The following is a 13,597-nucleotide window of genomic DNA, read 5'->3' as shown; positions in this document are numbered from 1 at the left end:
GAAGAATTATTCAGAAATTGTTTGACACTTTCCGGAAAGTGCCTATAATTCGCGGCTCTTAGCAGGCGCGTAGCTCAGCTGGTTAGAGCACCACCTTGACATGGTGGGGGTCGTTGGTTCGAGTCCAATCGCGCCTACCAACACTTGGAGTCGATTTGCCATGTTCCGAACTACTACCGAGGCCGGAAACTGAACAGGTCGGGTCCGCTTGTCTGCTTGAAGAAAAAGTGCGGTTCGACCGCACTTTTTTTTCGTCCACGTTTTGTGCAGTGCAACCAAGAGCGCATTATCAGAATTGCCGTGAATCGGTGGTTCATCCAGTCAGAGGCCAATAGATCATGCTGAACATCACGCTCCCCGATGGTTCAATTCGTCAATTCGACCATCCGGTTACGGTTGGTGAGGTCGCTGCTTCGATCGGTACGGGTTTGGCCAAGGCCTCGCTGGCGGGGCGTGTCGATGGCAAGCTGGTCGACCTGTCGCACCGTATCGAGTCCGATGCCGCGCTGGCGATCATCACCGACAAGAATCCGGAAGGGCTGGAGGTCATTCGCCATTCCACGGCGCACCTGCTCGCGCATGCGGCCAAGGAGCTGTTCCCCGACGCCCAGGTCACGATCGGTCCGGTGGTCGACAATGGCTTCTACTACGATTTTTCGTACAAGCGCCCGTTTACGCCGGAGGATCTGGCGGCCATTGAGCAGCGCATGGCGGAGATCGTCAAGCGTGAGCTTCCGGTGACGCGCGAAGTGTGGGCGCGGGACAAGGCTGTCGAGTTTTTCAAGGGCATCGGCGAGAACTACAAGGCCGAGATCATTGCGTCGATCCCGTCCGATGAGGATGTCTCGCTCTATCGTCAGGGCGATTTCATCGACCTGTGTCGTGGCCCTCATGTGCCGAGCACGGCCAAGCTCAAGGTGTTCAAGCTCACCAAGCTCGCCGGGGCCTACTGGCGGGGTGATTCGAAGAACGAGATGCTTCAGCGCGTGTATGGCACGGCCTGGGTCAAGAAGGAAGATCTCGAGGCCTATCTGCACATGCTGGAGGAGGCCGAGAAGCGCGACCATCGCAAGCTCGGTCGTCAGCTCGACCTGTTCCATATGCAGGAAGAGGCGCCGGGCATGGTGTTCTGGCATGCCAAGGGATGGACGCTGTGGCAGCAGGTCGAGCAGTATCTGCGCAAGACCATCAACGATCGCGGTTATCAGGAGGTGAAGACGCCGCAGATCGTCGATCGCTCGTTATGGGAGAAGTCCGGTCACTGGGGCATGTATTCCGACCTCATGTTCACGACGCAGTCGGAGAAGCGCGATTACGCGGTGAAGCCGATGAACTGCCCCTGTCACATCCAGATCTTCAATCAGGGTCTGAAGAGCTACCGCGATTTGCCGCTGCGGATGGCGGAGTTTGGCTCCTGTCACCGCAACGAGCCCTCCGGGGCGCTGCACGGCATCATGCGTGTGCGCAATTTCGTGCAGGACGACGCGCACATCTTCTGTACCGACGAGCAGGTGCAGGAGGAGGCGGCCGAGTTCATTCGCCTGCTGCAGAAGGTGTACGTTGATTTCGGGTTCAACGATGTGATCGTCAAGCTGTCGACGCGTCCGGACAAGCGTGTCGGTGACGACGCCCAATGGGATGCGGCCGAAGCGGCGCTTGCGGCTGCGCTCGATGCGCAGGCGCTCGAGTATGAAGTGCAGCCGGGCGAGGGGGCTTTCTACGGTCCGAAGATCGAGTTTTCGCTGAAGGACTGTCTGGGTCGCGTGTGGCAATGCGGTACGCTGCAGCTGGACTTCAATCTGCCGGTTCGTCTCGAAGCCGAATACGTCGCGGAAGACAATACCAAGAAGTATCCGGTGATGTTGCATCGCGCCATCCTGGGATCGCTCGAGCGCTTCATCGGTATCCTAATTGAGCATCACGCGGGCGCTTTGCCGCTGTGGCTGGCGCCGGTTCATGCGGTCGTGATGAATATCTCGGAAGGCCAGGCCGAATATACGCAGGAAGTCGTGCAGGCACTCAAGAAAGCGGGCTTCCGGGTCGAGGCGGATTTGCGTAACGAAAAGATTAACTATAAAATCCGCGAACATAGCGTGCACAAGCTGCCTTACCAGATTGTGATCGGCGAAAAGGAAAAGTCCGCCGGGGTGGTTGCTGTGCGCGTCCGGGGTGGCCAGGATCTTGGCCAAATGTCCCTAGAGTCGCTGATCGAACGCTGGCATCGCGAAATCGAAGCGAAAGCCGGCTCGGTCTGATATTGGTATTTGTGGAGAATTGAACCATCGCTCAAGAAAAAAAGCAGCGCGTCAACGGGGAGATCACCGCGCCTGAGGTTCGGCTGGTCGGTGAAGACGGTGAACCGCTGGGTATTGTTCCCCTGAGAATTGCCCTCGAAGCAGCAGAAGAAATCGGGCTGGACCTTGTCGAGATCGCGCCGATGGCGGAACCCCCGGTTTGCCGGGTGATGGATCTGGGCAAGTTCAAGTATCAGGAGCAGAAGAAGGCCCACGAGGCACGGCAGAAGCAGAAGCAGATCCAGATCAAGGAAGTCAAGCTGCGTCCGGGTACGGACGAGAACGACTACCAGATCAAGCTTCGCAATCTGAAGCGCTTCCTGGACGAGGGCGACAAGTGCAAGGTCACCCTTCGCTTCCGCGGACGTGAAATGGCGCACCAGGAGTTCGGTCTGCGTCAGCTTGAGCGAGTGAAGGCCGATCTCGAAGAGCTCGGTCAGGTTGAGCAGATGCCCAAGATGGAAGGGCGTCAAATGGTCATGGTCATCGCGCCGATCAAGAAGAATCGCTGATCGCGCGGTTTCAGGATTTGCTCCCGGTTGTCCGGGAGCGAAGCCGGCGTCATCCAGTTGATGGGTGACGGCGGAAAACAAGTGGTGTTGGGTGTCAAACGTACCTGTATCGGTACTACCTGACGGCATTCTATAAACTCGGAGTCTCAGAAATGCCCAAGATGAAGACCAAGAGCGGAGCCAAGAAGCGATTCAAGGTTCGCGCCAGCGGTGGGATCAAGCGGTCATCGGCGTTCAAGCGCCACATCCTTACCAAGAAGACCACCAAGAGCAAGCGCCAGCTGCGCGGCATGAAGGAAATTCATGCGGCCGACGAAAAGCTGATTCGCGCCATGCTGCCTTACGCTTGATAGGAGACCGCCATGCCCAGAGTTAAACGTGGTGTAACAGCCCGCGCACGTCACAAGAAAGTCCTCGTACAGGCCAAGGGTTACCGCGGCCGTCGCAAGAACGTCTATCGCATCGCCAAGCAGGCGGTGATGAAGGCCGGTCAGTACGCCTACCGTGACCGTCGTCAAAGGAAGCGTCAGTTCCGTGCCCTGTGGATCGTCCGTATCAACGCCGCTGCGCGTGAGTGCGGTCTGACCTACAGCGTGTTCATGAACGGCCTGAAGAAGGCTGCTGTGGAAGTGGACCGCAAGGTGCTGGCCGACCTGGCCGTGTTCGACAAGCCGGCGTTTGCAGCGCTCGTCGCGCAAGCCAAGGCCCAAATCGCTGCGTAATTGCTCGCAGCCCGAAAAAAGGAGGCCTGGCCTCCTTTTTTTTTCTGAATTTCCCCAGATGGCAGGGACATGGATAAGCTCGATCAACTGGTTCAACAGGCTGAGGAGGCATTCTCCGCGGCTGCCGATGGCGCCCAGCTTGAGCAGGCAAAGGCGCGTTTTATTGGCAAGAGTGGCTCGCTGACGGAACAGCTGAAGGCGCTCGGCAAGCTCGCGCCTGAACAGAAGCGCGAAGCGGGTGCTGCGATCAACCGCGCAAAGGTCGCGATCGAAGCCGCGCTCGAGGCGCGCCGTCAGGCCTTGCGCGAGGCGGCATTGCTGCAACAGCTCGCGGCCGAGGCGCTGGATGTGACCTTGCCGGGGCGGGGCGGGATCGGCGGTGGTTTGCACCCGGTCAGCCGCACGCTCGAGCGCGTCGAGAGTCTGTTCCGTTCGATCGGATTCGTGGTCGCCGACGGACCGGAAATCGAGACCGACTGGCATAACTTCACCGCCTTGAATACGCCGGAGAATCACCCCGCGCGTTCGATGCACGACACCTTCTATCTCGAAGGCCGCAGCGACGTCCTGCTGCGCACGCATACGAGTCCGGTGCAGAACCGCGCCATGATGGCGCATGTCGAGCGCTACAGGCACCTCGACACCATGCCCGACATCCGTGTCATTGCGCCGGGGCGGGTGTACCGGGTGGATTCCGATGCCACGCATTCGCCGATGTTCCATCAGGTCGAAGGTCTGTGGGTGGGCGAGAACGTCAGCTTCGCCGACCTCAAGGGCGTGATCGCGGATTTCCTACGCAAGTTCTTCGAGACCGACGATCTTCAGGTTCGTTTCCGCCCGTCGTTCTTCCCGTTTACCGAGCCTTCGGCTGAAATCGACGTCGCGTTCATGAGCGGTGCGCTCGAAGGGCGCTGGCTGGAGATCGCAGGTTGCGGCATGGTCCATCCCAACGTGCTCAGTCTTGGCGGCATCGATCCCGAGCGCTACACCGGCTTTGCCTTCGGCATGGGGCCGGACCGTCTCACCATGCTGCGCTACGGCGTCAACGATCTGCGTCTCTTCTTCGAGGGCGATCTGCGTTTCTTGAGCCAATTCAGGTAAGTGAATCATGCAATTTTCCGAAAACTGGCTGCGGACCTTTGCCAATCCGCCTCTTGACAGCGCTGCGCTGGGTCACCTGATGACCATGGCTGGTCTCGAGGTGGAGGAGGCTGATGCCGTGGCGCCGGCGTTCACCGGCATCGTTGTCGCGCAGATCGTCGAGGCCGAGAAGCATCCGAATGCCGACAAGCTCAAGCTGTGCAAGGTCGATGCGGGCACCGGCGAACTGCTGCAGATCGTCTGCGGCGCGCCCAATGCGGCCGTCGGCATGAAGGTGCCGTGTGCCAAGGTCGGCGCGATGCTGCCGGGCGATTTCGCCATCAAGGCAGCAAAGCTGCGCGGCATCGAATCCTTCGGCATGCTGTGCTCGGAGCGCGAGCTCGGCCTTTCCGACGATCATGGCGGCTTGTATGCGCTGCCCGACGATGCGCCGGTGGGCGCGGACATTCGCGACTATCTCGCCCTCGACGACACGCTGTTTACCATCAAGCTCACGCCGAACCGTTCCGACTGTCTGAGCCTGAGCGGCGTCGCGCGCGAAGTGGCTGCACTGACCGGCGTGGCGCTGGTGCGACCCGAAATTGCTGCGGTGGCGCCGTCGATCGATGATCGCCGGGCGATCGTGCTCGATGCGCCCCAGGCTTGTCCGCGTTACTGTGGCAGAGTGCTCAAGGGTGTCAATGCGAAGGCGCCGACACCCGATTGGATGAAGCAACGTCTGCAACGCAGCGGCATCCGCTCGATTAGCGCGCTGGTCGACATCACCAATTACGTCATGCTCGAACTCGGACAGCCGCTGCACGCCTTCGACAATACCCGTCTCGACGGCGCGATCCATGTACGCATGCCGAAGGCTGGCGAACAGGTGCTGTTGCTCAACGAGCAGACCGTGACGCCGGCGGCGGATACGCTGCTGATCGCAGACGAGCGCTGCGCACTGGCGCTGGCCGGCATCATGGGGGGCGAAGACAGCGGCATCACGCTCGAGACGACCGATGTCTTCCTCGAGAGCGCGTTCTTTGCGCCCGACGCCATCGCGGGACGCGCCCGCGCTTACGGCTTCTCCTCCGACGCCTCGCACCGTTTTGAACGTGGCGTGGATTTCGAGCTCGCCCGTCCGGCCATCGAGCGTGCCACGGCACTTATCCTGAATATCTGCGGTGGCGCTGCTGGTCCGGTGGAGGAAGCCCTGGCAGCGGGCTCCCTGCCCGTACGCCCGGCGGTGACACTGCGCCCGGCGCGCGCACGCCGGGTGCTTGGCATCGACATGGCCGACGAAGCCATGCAGGCGCTGCTCGAACGAGTGCATCTGGACGTAAGCAAGGAAGGCGAGTCGCTGCGCGTGACGCCGCCATCCTTCCGTTTCGACATCGAGATCGAGGAAGACCTGATCGAGGAGTTGGCACGCCTGCACGGCTACGACAACATTCCGGCGGTGGCGCCGCTGGGTCGTCTGGTCATGCTCGAACGCAGCGAGTCGGACCGCAGCGAATGGGATGTTCGCCATCTGCTCGCGGCGCGTGGCTTCCAGGAGGTGGTCAATTTCGCCTTCGTCGAAGAGGCCTGGGAGCGCGACTTCTGCGCCAACGAGAACCCGATTCGCCTGGCGAATCCGATTGCCAGCCAGATGAGCGTGATGCGCTCGAGCCTGATTCCGGGATTGGTGGCCAATCTGGCGACCAACCGCAAGCGTCAGTTGAATCGTGTCCGGGTTTTCGAACTCGGGCGCTGTTTCCAACGCAAGGCCGATGGTCAGCCGGTGAGCGGCTTTCACCAGCCGCGTCGGGTGAGCGCGCTGGCGGCCGGACCCGTGGTGCCCGAGCAGTGGGGCGAGCGCAGCCGTCCGGTGGATTTCTTCGACCTCAAGGGCGACCTCGAGGCCTTGTTCGCGCCGCGCGTGCTCGGTTTCGAGCGACTGTCCGATCCGGCCCTGCATCCGGGACGGGCGGCGGTGGTCATGCTGGAAGGGCGGCGAATCGGCGTCATTGGCGAGCTGCATCCGGTCTGGGTGCAGCGCTATGACCTGGGCACGGCCCCGGTCGTGTTCGAGGTCGAGCTCGATGCGGCGCTGGAGGCCGTGCTGCCCGTCTCAGGCGGGGTGTCGCGCATGCCTGCGGTCGCCCGTGACCTCGCGCTGGTGGTCGGTCAGGACGTCAGTGCCGCACGCGTGCTGGCGGTCTTGCGTGAAGCCGCGCCGGCGGTCGTGCGCGAAATCAGCCTGTTCGATGTCTACCATGGCAAGGGCATCGACCCCGACAAGAAGAGCCTTGCTTTCAGTGTGTTGATGCAAGATACTCAACGGACCCTTGAAGATGCAGAGGTAGAGACCGCAATGTCTGACTTGCTCCGCCATGCCGAGCTCACGCTGGGTGCGCGACTGCGTGGGTCTGGAGAATGAATGTGACGTTGACCAAGGCGGAACTGGCCGATCTGCTCTTCGAGCAGGTCGGTTTGAACAAGCGTGAAGCGAAAGACATGGTCGAGGGTTTCTTCGAGGAGATCCGGACCGCGCTGGAACGGGGCGACAGCGTCAAGCTGTCCGGCTTCGGTAACTTCCAGCTGCGCGACAAGCCTCAGCGTCCGGGGCGTAATCCGAAGACCGGAGAGGAAATTCCGATTACGGCTCGTCGGGTGGTGACCTTCCATGCCAGCCAGAAGCTCAAGGCCGCGGTAGAGGAACTCAGCGATGCAAGCAAGCAACCCTGAACCGGCGACGGCAGCCCTGCCGCCGATTCCTGCCAAGCGCTACTTCACCATAGGTGAGGTCAGTGAGCTGTGCGGGGTGAAGGCGCATGTGCTGCGTTACTGGGAGCAGGAGTTCACCCAGCTCAAGCCGGTCAAGCGCAGTGGCAACCGGCGCTACTACCAGCATCACGAAGTGCTGCTGGTACGCCGCATCCGCCATCTGCTGTACGACGAGGGATTCACCATTTCCGGGGCGCGTAACCGGCTCGGGGAAGCCGCCATTCATCAGCATGAAGAGGCTGAGGCCGAAGCACGTTACAAGGCGACGCTGGCCGAGGTGCGTGCGGAAATCGAAGCACTGCTTGCCCAGCTGAAGACCTGATTTTTTGCTGGTAAAGTTCAAATGGCCTGCTATAATGCCGGCTTGTGTCGGGGCGTAGCGCAGCCTGGTAGCGCACTTGCATGGGGTGCAAGGGGTCGTGAGTTCGAATCCCACCGCCCCGACCAACAGAATCAAGAACTTTGGCCACTCCTCGGAGTGGCCTTTGTTTTGCGCGGGGTGTTCGTCTCCCGACCCGTTTCATTGACGACGCCAGCCGTCGAGGCGGGCGGCACGGCCAGGTCAGGGATGACGGGGAAACTGCCTGGCGACGTCTGATCTGGCCGTGCGGCACCATGGCCCGATACTCAACGCGCGGCGTCCTTAATGGTGGGTGTCGGTCAACTCGAAGTAGTAATATGCCGGTGTTGGCACCTCGCTTTCCTCGTGCTCACGTTGCGCCTTCAAATCGACCCGCCTGTCCCAGAAGATGTACCAACCCTCACGCTGTGAGCGGCGCTCTTCCGGATGCGCGGCCATGAATTCGTCCATGAGACGCGTGAAATCAGACACGTAGGCGCGCTGCTTGGTGGCGTTGTGGCGGTCAAATAGATGCATCACGCCCCACTTTCGTAACGTTGGGCACCATGGCCGGCGGTGACCGGCCTACATTGGGTAGAGGGTTACAACGATCTACCGGTTCCGAGAATCCGACGGACGTGCCATGTTGCGGGCGTTGCTTTCAGATCCGGGGCCGGTGCGCCGTCCCCGAACATCTGCTACCGAGTCCAATGGGGGGCTCGACATGGCTGTGGAACAGTCGGGCAAAGCGCTCGCCCGCCGTCCGGCCAATGAGCGGACTACCGTCAAGTTCGATGACATCGACAATGTCTTGTCAGTCGGCATCGGTTAGCAGAGCCTCGCCACGGGGCAGCAGTTCAAGCGCTTCCAGATCCACGTGTGCCCATGAGTATTCGGCATACGTCTCGATGGCGGCATCCAGTCCCTCAAGCGCACCTGTTATGCCTGCTTCGAAGTCACCGAGGCATTTTCGCAATGCGCCCAGTTGTCCTTCGGTGCGGTGCTGCGTGCCCAGTTCGGCGATCAGCGCGTCGGCGAGAAGTGTGCGCTGGCGGATGCGATCGAAGCGCCAGTCCTCTTTCCTGGGGTGGCGAACTCGTTCAGGAAAGGCATCGATGTACTGAACCATGCCCCAGAAGAGGCGGAAGTCAGGCTTCATGCGACCCGCTCGAATTTCGCCGATCATGGTTCTCATGGTGTTGATGACGGCTGCCAGCGCGCGGCGCTCGGCGCGGATGATGCACAATGCGGTGGATTCAGGTTCGCTCATGCGATCCGCTCCCTGGTGTTGCCTGTCAGGTCCGGGTGCGGCTCATGCACCCAGTACGCATGCCCGACGCGGCAGCCAGCATCAGCGCGGGAAGGGGCCATTTCCGAAGGCTTTTCATGTCTCTCTCACTCACGTAGTGGCGGCCGTTTGGTCGGCCGCGATGGGGCGTTCAGTCGAGGCAGATGAAGACCCGGCCGTTCTCGATCCTGACGGGGTAAATCGGGATGTCCTCGGTCAGCGGGGCGCACAGGGCCTTGCCCGAACAGACGTCGAATCTGCCCTGATGCAAGGGGCACTCGACTTCGCGGCCTTCGAGAAAGCCGTCGCTCATGCGGGCATGGCCGTGGGTGCAGATGTTCGAGGTGGCGAAGATTTCGCCGTCGACTTCGTAGAGTGCGACGTCGCGTCCGGCAACCGCGATGCCGAGCACATCACCGGCCGGCACGGCGCTGACGTCGATGGCGTCTATCCAGTTGAATGTCATGACGTCGGCCTCAGATCGGATAAATGATGGAGTTCGGAATCATCTCGGTGTCGTACACGCACAGGCGGGACTTCAGTCGCAAGCCCTCGGGTGTTCGTACGATCACGTCGCGGTAGTAGCCCGCGTTGAACACCGTCGACTCGCCGTCGTACTTGGTACGGATCACGGTGTAATTGGCTTCGGCGTGGATGGTGTCGGCATCGCGGCCGCGCTCTACCGAGATCACTCGCGGCATGCCGACGATGTGGCGCTGGTAGTAGGGGTCGTGATACATGGTTTCCTTTACCCCGTAGACCCGGTCCCTGATCATCGCCTTGCTTTCCAGCGCAAGCAGGCACAGGGGCAATCCCTGTTCGAGATTTTCCCGCGGTTGCAGGCGGTAGGTGCCATCCTCGACGAAGAATTCGGGCCACTTCTCCCAGTCGGAGGAATCGACGGCCATGGCGTAGTCGCCGTAGAGGTTCAGCAGTTCAAAATAGGTCTGAAAGTCGATCATCATCATTCCCCCATCACTTTGCGCCAGTAGGCGTACATGCCTCGGATCAGCGTTTCGGTCACCATGTGGTCGGTGTCTTCGATCTCGTAGCCGCCCATCTCGACGACGGTTCGGTGCGACGGGTTCTGCTCGAAGCCTTCCTGCGACCACTCGATGACTTCGCCGTCGTCGGCCGAGACGAAGCCCGCAGGACCGAAGAGATTGGCCTGGATGAGCCGGCGCTGCGTCCACTCCTCGGAATCGTCCTCGAAGCCGAAGTGCGTCCACACGAAGTCGAATGAGCCGTGACCGTTGGGCTGGATGTGACGGGTCGACACGCTATTGACCTGTTGCTGGATGATGACGCTGGGGAAGAGGGTGGTCATCACCGCGGTCGGGCCGTTCCACCACGGCTCGGGCACGATGTCGAGCAGGCGCGGGTCGTTGACCTGCATCTTCTCCTTGAAGCTGTCGACGCCACTCACCACTTCTTCATTCTTTCCGCCCTGACCTCGGGTCGAGATCATCGCCGCATGACGAAAGTGCGCGTCCATCTTGAGTTCCGACTTGTTGTCCGCACGCCAGAGGCCAAAAGTCGAGAACCATGTGTGGAGCAGACCCGGGTGGTAAGGGTCCTTGATGTTCTCCTGCATCAGCTTCCAGTTGCCGGGAATGCGCTGGCGGCGGTAGCCGAGAATCCTGAGTGTGCGACCGTTGAAGACGCGGTCGAAGTACTGCAGGATGGTGGGGCCGAGAAAGTCCTCGAGCGATTCGATATCCTGATCGAACGAGGCGAACACCACCCCGCCGCGTGTCGCCACCTTGAGTCTGGTCAGCCCGTGTTCCTCGAGTTTGAATTCCTTTGGCATGCCGCCATTGACCTTGCCGTCCTGTTTGACGCCACGGCGAAAGGGCACGCCCTGAAGGTCGCCCTGCAGGCTGTAGTTCCACTGGTGATAGGGACAGAAAAAGTCCTTGCGGTTGCCGTGACGCTCTCGACAGAAGCGCATGCCGCGGTGCGCGCAGACGTTTTCCACCACGCTGATCTCGCCCTGCATGTCGCGAACCATGATCACCGAGCGTTCACCGATGACGGTGCGGCGGAAATCGCCCGGGTTGGGAATCTCGGCTTCGAGGCCGACATAGCACCAGTGGCCCGAATAGAAGAAGCGCTCCAGTTCCTTCCGGTACAGGTCCTCGCGTGTATAGGCCCAGAAGGGAATGCGGCTCGAGCCGTCGCCCTGCCACTTGGGATTCGTGGGAAATACCGTCGGAATTCCGCTCATGATGTGGTCTCCTCTGTGTTTTTTGAATGTGCGGGCGGTGCCCCGCGGTTCTCCGCCAGGCGGCGGGCGGGATCAGGTACCGCTGGGATAGAAAGCGTCGGCATGCACATGGGACGGGTTGATCCCCAGGCGCGTCACCAGCAGGCTGAGCGCTTCGACCATGGCCGGTGCGCCGCACAGATAGGCGCGCCAGCCGTTCAGGTCGGGCAGATCGTGTTCGATGGCGTCGGTAACCAGTCCGCTGCGCTGCCCCTGGCCCGCCTTGCCGCTGGCGATGACGATGTGCACGGTGAGGTTCGGCGTGCTTGCCGCGAGGGCCTGCAGGTCATCGGCGTTATAAAGATCCGCCTCACTGCGGACGCCGAAGTAGAGATGGACCGGATTGCGCATGCCCGCTTCGATTGCGCCGCGCACGATCGACAGCACGGGCGCAAGGCCGGTCCCGCCGCCGACGCACAGCATCGGGCCGGTGTGCGTGCGGCGCAGATACGCTGTCCCGAGCGGCCCGCTCACCTTGATCGCCGCCCCGGCTTTGATCGTGGAGAAAATGTACTCCGTCACCCGTCCGCCCGGCACCTTGCGGATGTGGAACGCCATCTCCTCGTCGGATGGCAAGCCCGCCATGGAATACGGACGCGCATGGTCCGGGCTGAATTGCAGCGTCGCGTACTGCCCGGGCGAGAATTCGAGCGGTTTGGCCAGGCGCATCCGCAGCTTGATGATGTCATGCGTCACCGGCTCGATGCCGACCACGGTGCCTTTGATGATCCGCGCCGGGTGATTCACGATTTCGTCCGCTTCGAGAATTTCGATGGCGCAATTGCCGGTCAGCACGGATTGGCACGCCAGCACGTGGCGCTCGCCGATCAGGTTCGGCCGGCCGGCCTCCGGGCCCTCGTCAATGATGTCGCCGTCGATGACGCGGCAACGGCAGGTGCCGCAGCGTCCCGACATGCAGCTGTAGGACACGGGCACCTCGTTCTTGCGCAGTACGTCAAGCAGGTTCGAGCCGCTGGAGAAGGCGAGGCGCCGATTCGAGGGGCGTACGAGGAGTTCCATGATTGCAGTGTCCCGAAGCGTGGTGAGGCGTTGGGCACATCATGGATAAAGATGTAATATCAGTCGATAAACGTATGTATAGTTTTCACATCACTGCTGTGAATATAGGTAAAGCCGAATGCAGTTGCGTGACCTCGACCTCAATCTGCTGCTCGTATTCAACCAGCTGCTGATCGACAAGCGGGTGTCGGCCGTGGCCGAAGCGCTCGGATTGACGCAGCCGGCGGTCAGCAACGCGCTCAAACGCCTGCGTACCCATCTGAGGGATGAGTTGTTCGTGCGCACTGCGCGCGGCATGGAGCCGACACCGTATGCGCTGCAGCTGGCCGAACCCGTCAGCTACGCGCTGAGTGCGATCCACAGTGCGCTCAATCAGCAGTCGACCTTCGATCCGGCTTCGAGCGATCGCACCTTCACCCTGGCAGTGACCGATATCGGCGAGATCTACTTCCTGCCGACCCTGATGGGCGTTGTCAGTTCGGCCGCACCCGGCATACGGATCAGCACGGTGCGCAACACCGGCGCAAGCCTCAAGGAAGACATGGAGGCGGGCCGGGTCGATCTGGCCGTAGGTCTGTTGCCGCAGCTGCAGGCGGGTTTCTTCCAGCAACGGCTCTTCAGGCAGCGCTATGTCTGCCTGTTCCGGCGCGGGCATGTTGCGGCGAACGAACCGATGACGCTGGACCGGTTCCAGTCACTCGAGCACGTGGTGGTGGTGTCCGCCGGCACCGGGCACGGCGAAGTGGATACGCTGCTCGACCGCGCCGGCGTTCGCCGCCGGGTGCGGATGGTCGTACCGCATTTCATCGCGGTGGGGCACATCCTGCAAAGCACGGACCTGATCGCCACCGTACCCGAACGCTTCGCCGCCTGCTGCACCGGGCCCTTCGATCTGGTCACCACAGCGCATCCGGCCACGTTGCCGGAAATTCCGATCAACCTGTTCTGGCATGCCAAGTACCACCGCGATCCGGCCAACCGCTGGTTGCGTCAGTTGCTGTTCGAGCGCTTCAGCGATGGTGCGAAGCTAGGGCCTGCAGTCGATGGGTAATTCCGCCACACCGAGTACGTTGCGGCCGGCGGTGTAGTGCGGCATTTGAGCAGCTGGGGTGACGCTTATGACAGCGAGCTGGGTGAGACGGCTTGCGGCTCTTACGGGACCCGGCTCGTTCCGTTGTCCGGAGCTACTTGCTATCCTTGTCAGATCTTCCGTTTTCGTGTCCCAAGAGTAGTTCAAACGCTCCATAGGCTACTGAGCATATGCCGATGAGTGCAATGAGGATAACGCCCCCGTTGTCTCGACCCGCAG

At 61.3% G+C, this 13,597-nt stretch carries 15 protein-coding genes and 2 tRNA genes; 11 read left to right on the top strand and 6 right to left on the bottom strand.

Translation table 11 applies throughout. The features are described 5' to 3' along the window. Nucleotides 1-63: 63 nt before the first annotated feature. From J5J83_RS08630 to J5J83_RS08585, 10 genes are all read left to right on the top strand, one after another. Nucleotides 64-140, top strand: a tRNA-Val gene (locus J5J83_RS08630). Between the two features lie 198 nt (nucleotides 141-338). Continuing rightward, nucleotides 339-2,255 carry a threonine--tRNA ligase gene (gene thrS, locus J5J83_RS08625; protein ID WP_212347933.1) on the top strand — a complete coding sequence of 639 codons (1,917 nt, stop codon included), beginning with the start codon at nucleotides 339-341 and terminating at the stop codon, nucleotides 2,253-2,255. A gap of 26 nt (nucleotides 2,256-2,281) precedes the next feature. Beyond that, nucleotides 2,282-2,806, top strand: coding sequence for a translation initiation factor IF-3 (infC, locus tag J5J83_RS08620; protein ID WP_212352905.1), 525 nt, complete (start codon nucleotides 2,282-2,284; stop codon nucleotides 2,804-2,806). Nucleotides 2,807-2,958: 152 nt separating this feature from the next. Beyond that, complete coding sequence (gene rpmI / locus J5J83_RS08615) at nucleotides 2,959-3,156, top strand: 50S ribosomal protein L35 (protein ID WP_108947615.1); 198 nt, start codon at nucleotides 2,959-2,961, stop codon at nucleotides 3,154-3,156. Between the two features lie 12 nt (nucleotides 3,157-3,168). After that, nucleotides 3,169-3,528, top strand: coding sequence for a 50S ribosomal protein L20 (rplT, locus tag J5J83_RS08610; RefSeq protein ID WP_108947616.1), 360 nt, complete (start codon nucleotides 3,169-3,171; stop codon nucleotides 3,526-3,528). A 69-nt stretch (nucleotides 3,529-3,597) separates the two neighbouring features. Further along, nucleotides 3,598-4,629: a phenylalanine--tRNA ligase subunit alpha gene (gene pheS / locus J5J83_RS08605; RefSeq protein ID WP_212347930.1), complete on the top strand. Its 1,032-nt coding sequence runs from the start codon at nucleotides 3,598-3,600 to the stop codon at nucleotides 4,627-4,629. A 7-nt stretch (nucleotides 4,630-4,636) separates the two neighbouring features. Continuing rightward, on the top strand, nucleotides 4,637-7,027 hold the full coding sequence (pheT, locus tag J5J83_RS08600; RefSeq protein ID WP_212347926.1) for a phenylalanine--tRNA ligase subunit beta: 2,391 nt from the start codon (nucleotides 4,637-4,639) through the stop codon (nucleotides 7,025-7,027). Further along, nucleotides 7,024-7,335: an integration host factor subunit alpha gene (locus J5J83_RS08595; protein WP_108947619.1), complete on the top strand. Its 312-nt coding sequence runs from the start codon at nucleotides 7,024-7,026 to the stop codon at nucleotides 7,333-7,335. Before pheT ends, J5J83_RS08595 begins: the two co-directional genes overlap by 4 nt. Next, nucleotides 7,316-7,696 (top strand): MerR family transcriptional regulator, encoded by a 381-nt coding sequence (locus J5J83_RS08590; RefSeq protein ID WP_212347923.1) that lies wholly within the window; start codon nucleotides 7,316-7,318, stop codon nucleotides 7,694-7,696. Before J5J83_RS08595 ends, J5J83_RS08590 begins: the two co-directional genes overlap by 20 nt. A gap of 48 nt (nucleotides 7,697-7,744) precedes the next feature. Further along, nucleotides 7,745-7,821 (top strand) — tRNA-Pro (locus J5J83_RS08585). Nucleotides 7,822-8,017: 196 nt separating this feature from the next. On the opposite strand, the gene J5J83_RS08580 is transcribed toward J5J83_RS08585, so the two are convergent. The 6 genes from J5J83_RS08580 to J5J83_RS08555 all read right to left on the bottom strand — a co-directional run bounded on the left by J5J83_RS08580 (nucleotide 8,018) and on the right by J5J83_RS08555 (nucleotide 12,288). Beyond that, nucleotides 8,018-8,251, bottom strand: coding sequence for a DUF3460 family protein (locus tag J5J83_RS08580; RefSeq protein ID WP_249115935.1), 234 nt, complete (start codon nucleotides 8,249-8,251; stop codon nucleotides 8,018-8,020). 277 nt (nucleotides 8,252-8,528) lie between these two features. Next, entirely contained in the window at nucleotides 8,529-8,984 is a 456-nt protein-coding gene (locus J5J83_RS08575) for a hypothetical protein (protein ID WP_212347916.1), read from the bottom strand. 169 nt (nucleotides 8,985-9,153) lie between these two features. Beyond that, a complete protein-coding gene (locus J5J83_RS08570) occupies nucleotides 9,154-9,468 on the bottom strand; it encodes a non-heme iron oxygenase ferredoxin subunit (RefSeq protein ID WP_212347913.1) in 315 nt (104 codons plus the stop codon). Between the two features lie 10 nt (nucleotides 9,469-9,478). Further along, nucleotides 9,479-9,970: an aromatic-ring-hydroxylating dioxygenase subunit beta gene (locus J5J83_RS08565; RefSeq protein WP_212347910.1), complete on the bottom strand. Its 492-nt coding sequence runs from the start codon at nucleotides 9,968-9,970 to the stop codon at nucleotides 9,479-9,481. After that, on the bottom strand, nucleotides 9,967-11,229 hold the full coding sequence (locus tag J5J83_RS08560; protein ID WP_212347907.1) for an aromatic ring-hydroxylating dioxygenase subunit alpha: 1,263 nt from the start codon (nucleotides 11,227-11,229) through the stop codon (nucleotides 9,967-9,969). The genes J5J83_RS08565 and J5J83_RS08560 overlap by 4 nt, the downstream gene beginning before the upstream one ends. A 72-nt stretch (nucleotides 11,230-11,301) precedes the next feature. Then, nucleotides 11,302-12,288 (bottom strand): 2Fe-2S iron-sulfur cluster-binding protein, encoded by a 987-nt coding sequence (locus tag J5J83_RS08555; protein WP_212347904.1) that lies wholly within the window; start codon nucleotides 12,286-12,288, stop codon nucleotides 11,302-11,304. Nucleotides 12,289-12,406: 118 nt separating this feature from the next. Between J5J83_RS08555 and J5J83_RS08550 the strand changes: the two genes are divergently transcribed. Beyond that, nucleotides 12,407-13,339: a LysR family transcriptional regulator gene (locus J5J83_RS08550; RefSeq protein ID WP_212347901.1), complete on the top strand. Its 933-nt coding sequence runs from the start codon at nucleotides 12,407-12,409 to the stop codon at nucleotides 13,337-13,339. The last annotated feature ends 258 nt before the right edge of the window (nucleotides 13,340-13,597 follow it).

Source organism: Azoarcus sp. L1K30 (assembly GCF_018122735.1).
Classification (GTDB): Bacteria; Pseudomonadota; Gammaproteobacteria; order Burkholderiales; family Rhodocyclaceae; genus Parazoarcus.
Note: the sequence above shows the minus strand (reverse complement) of the source record. Positions and strands in the feature narration are given on the sequence as shown.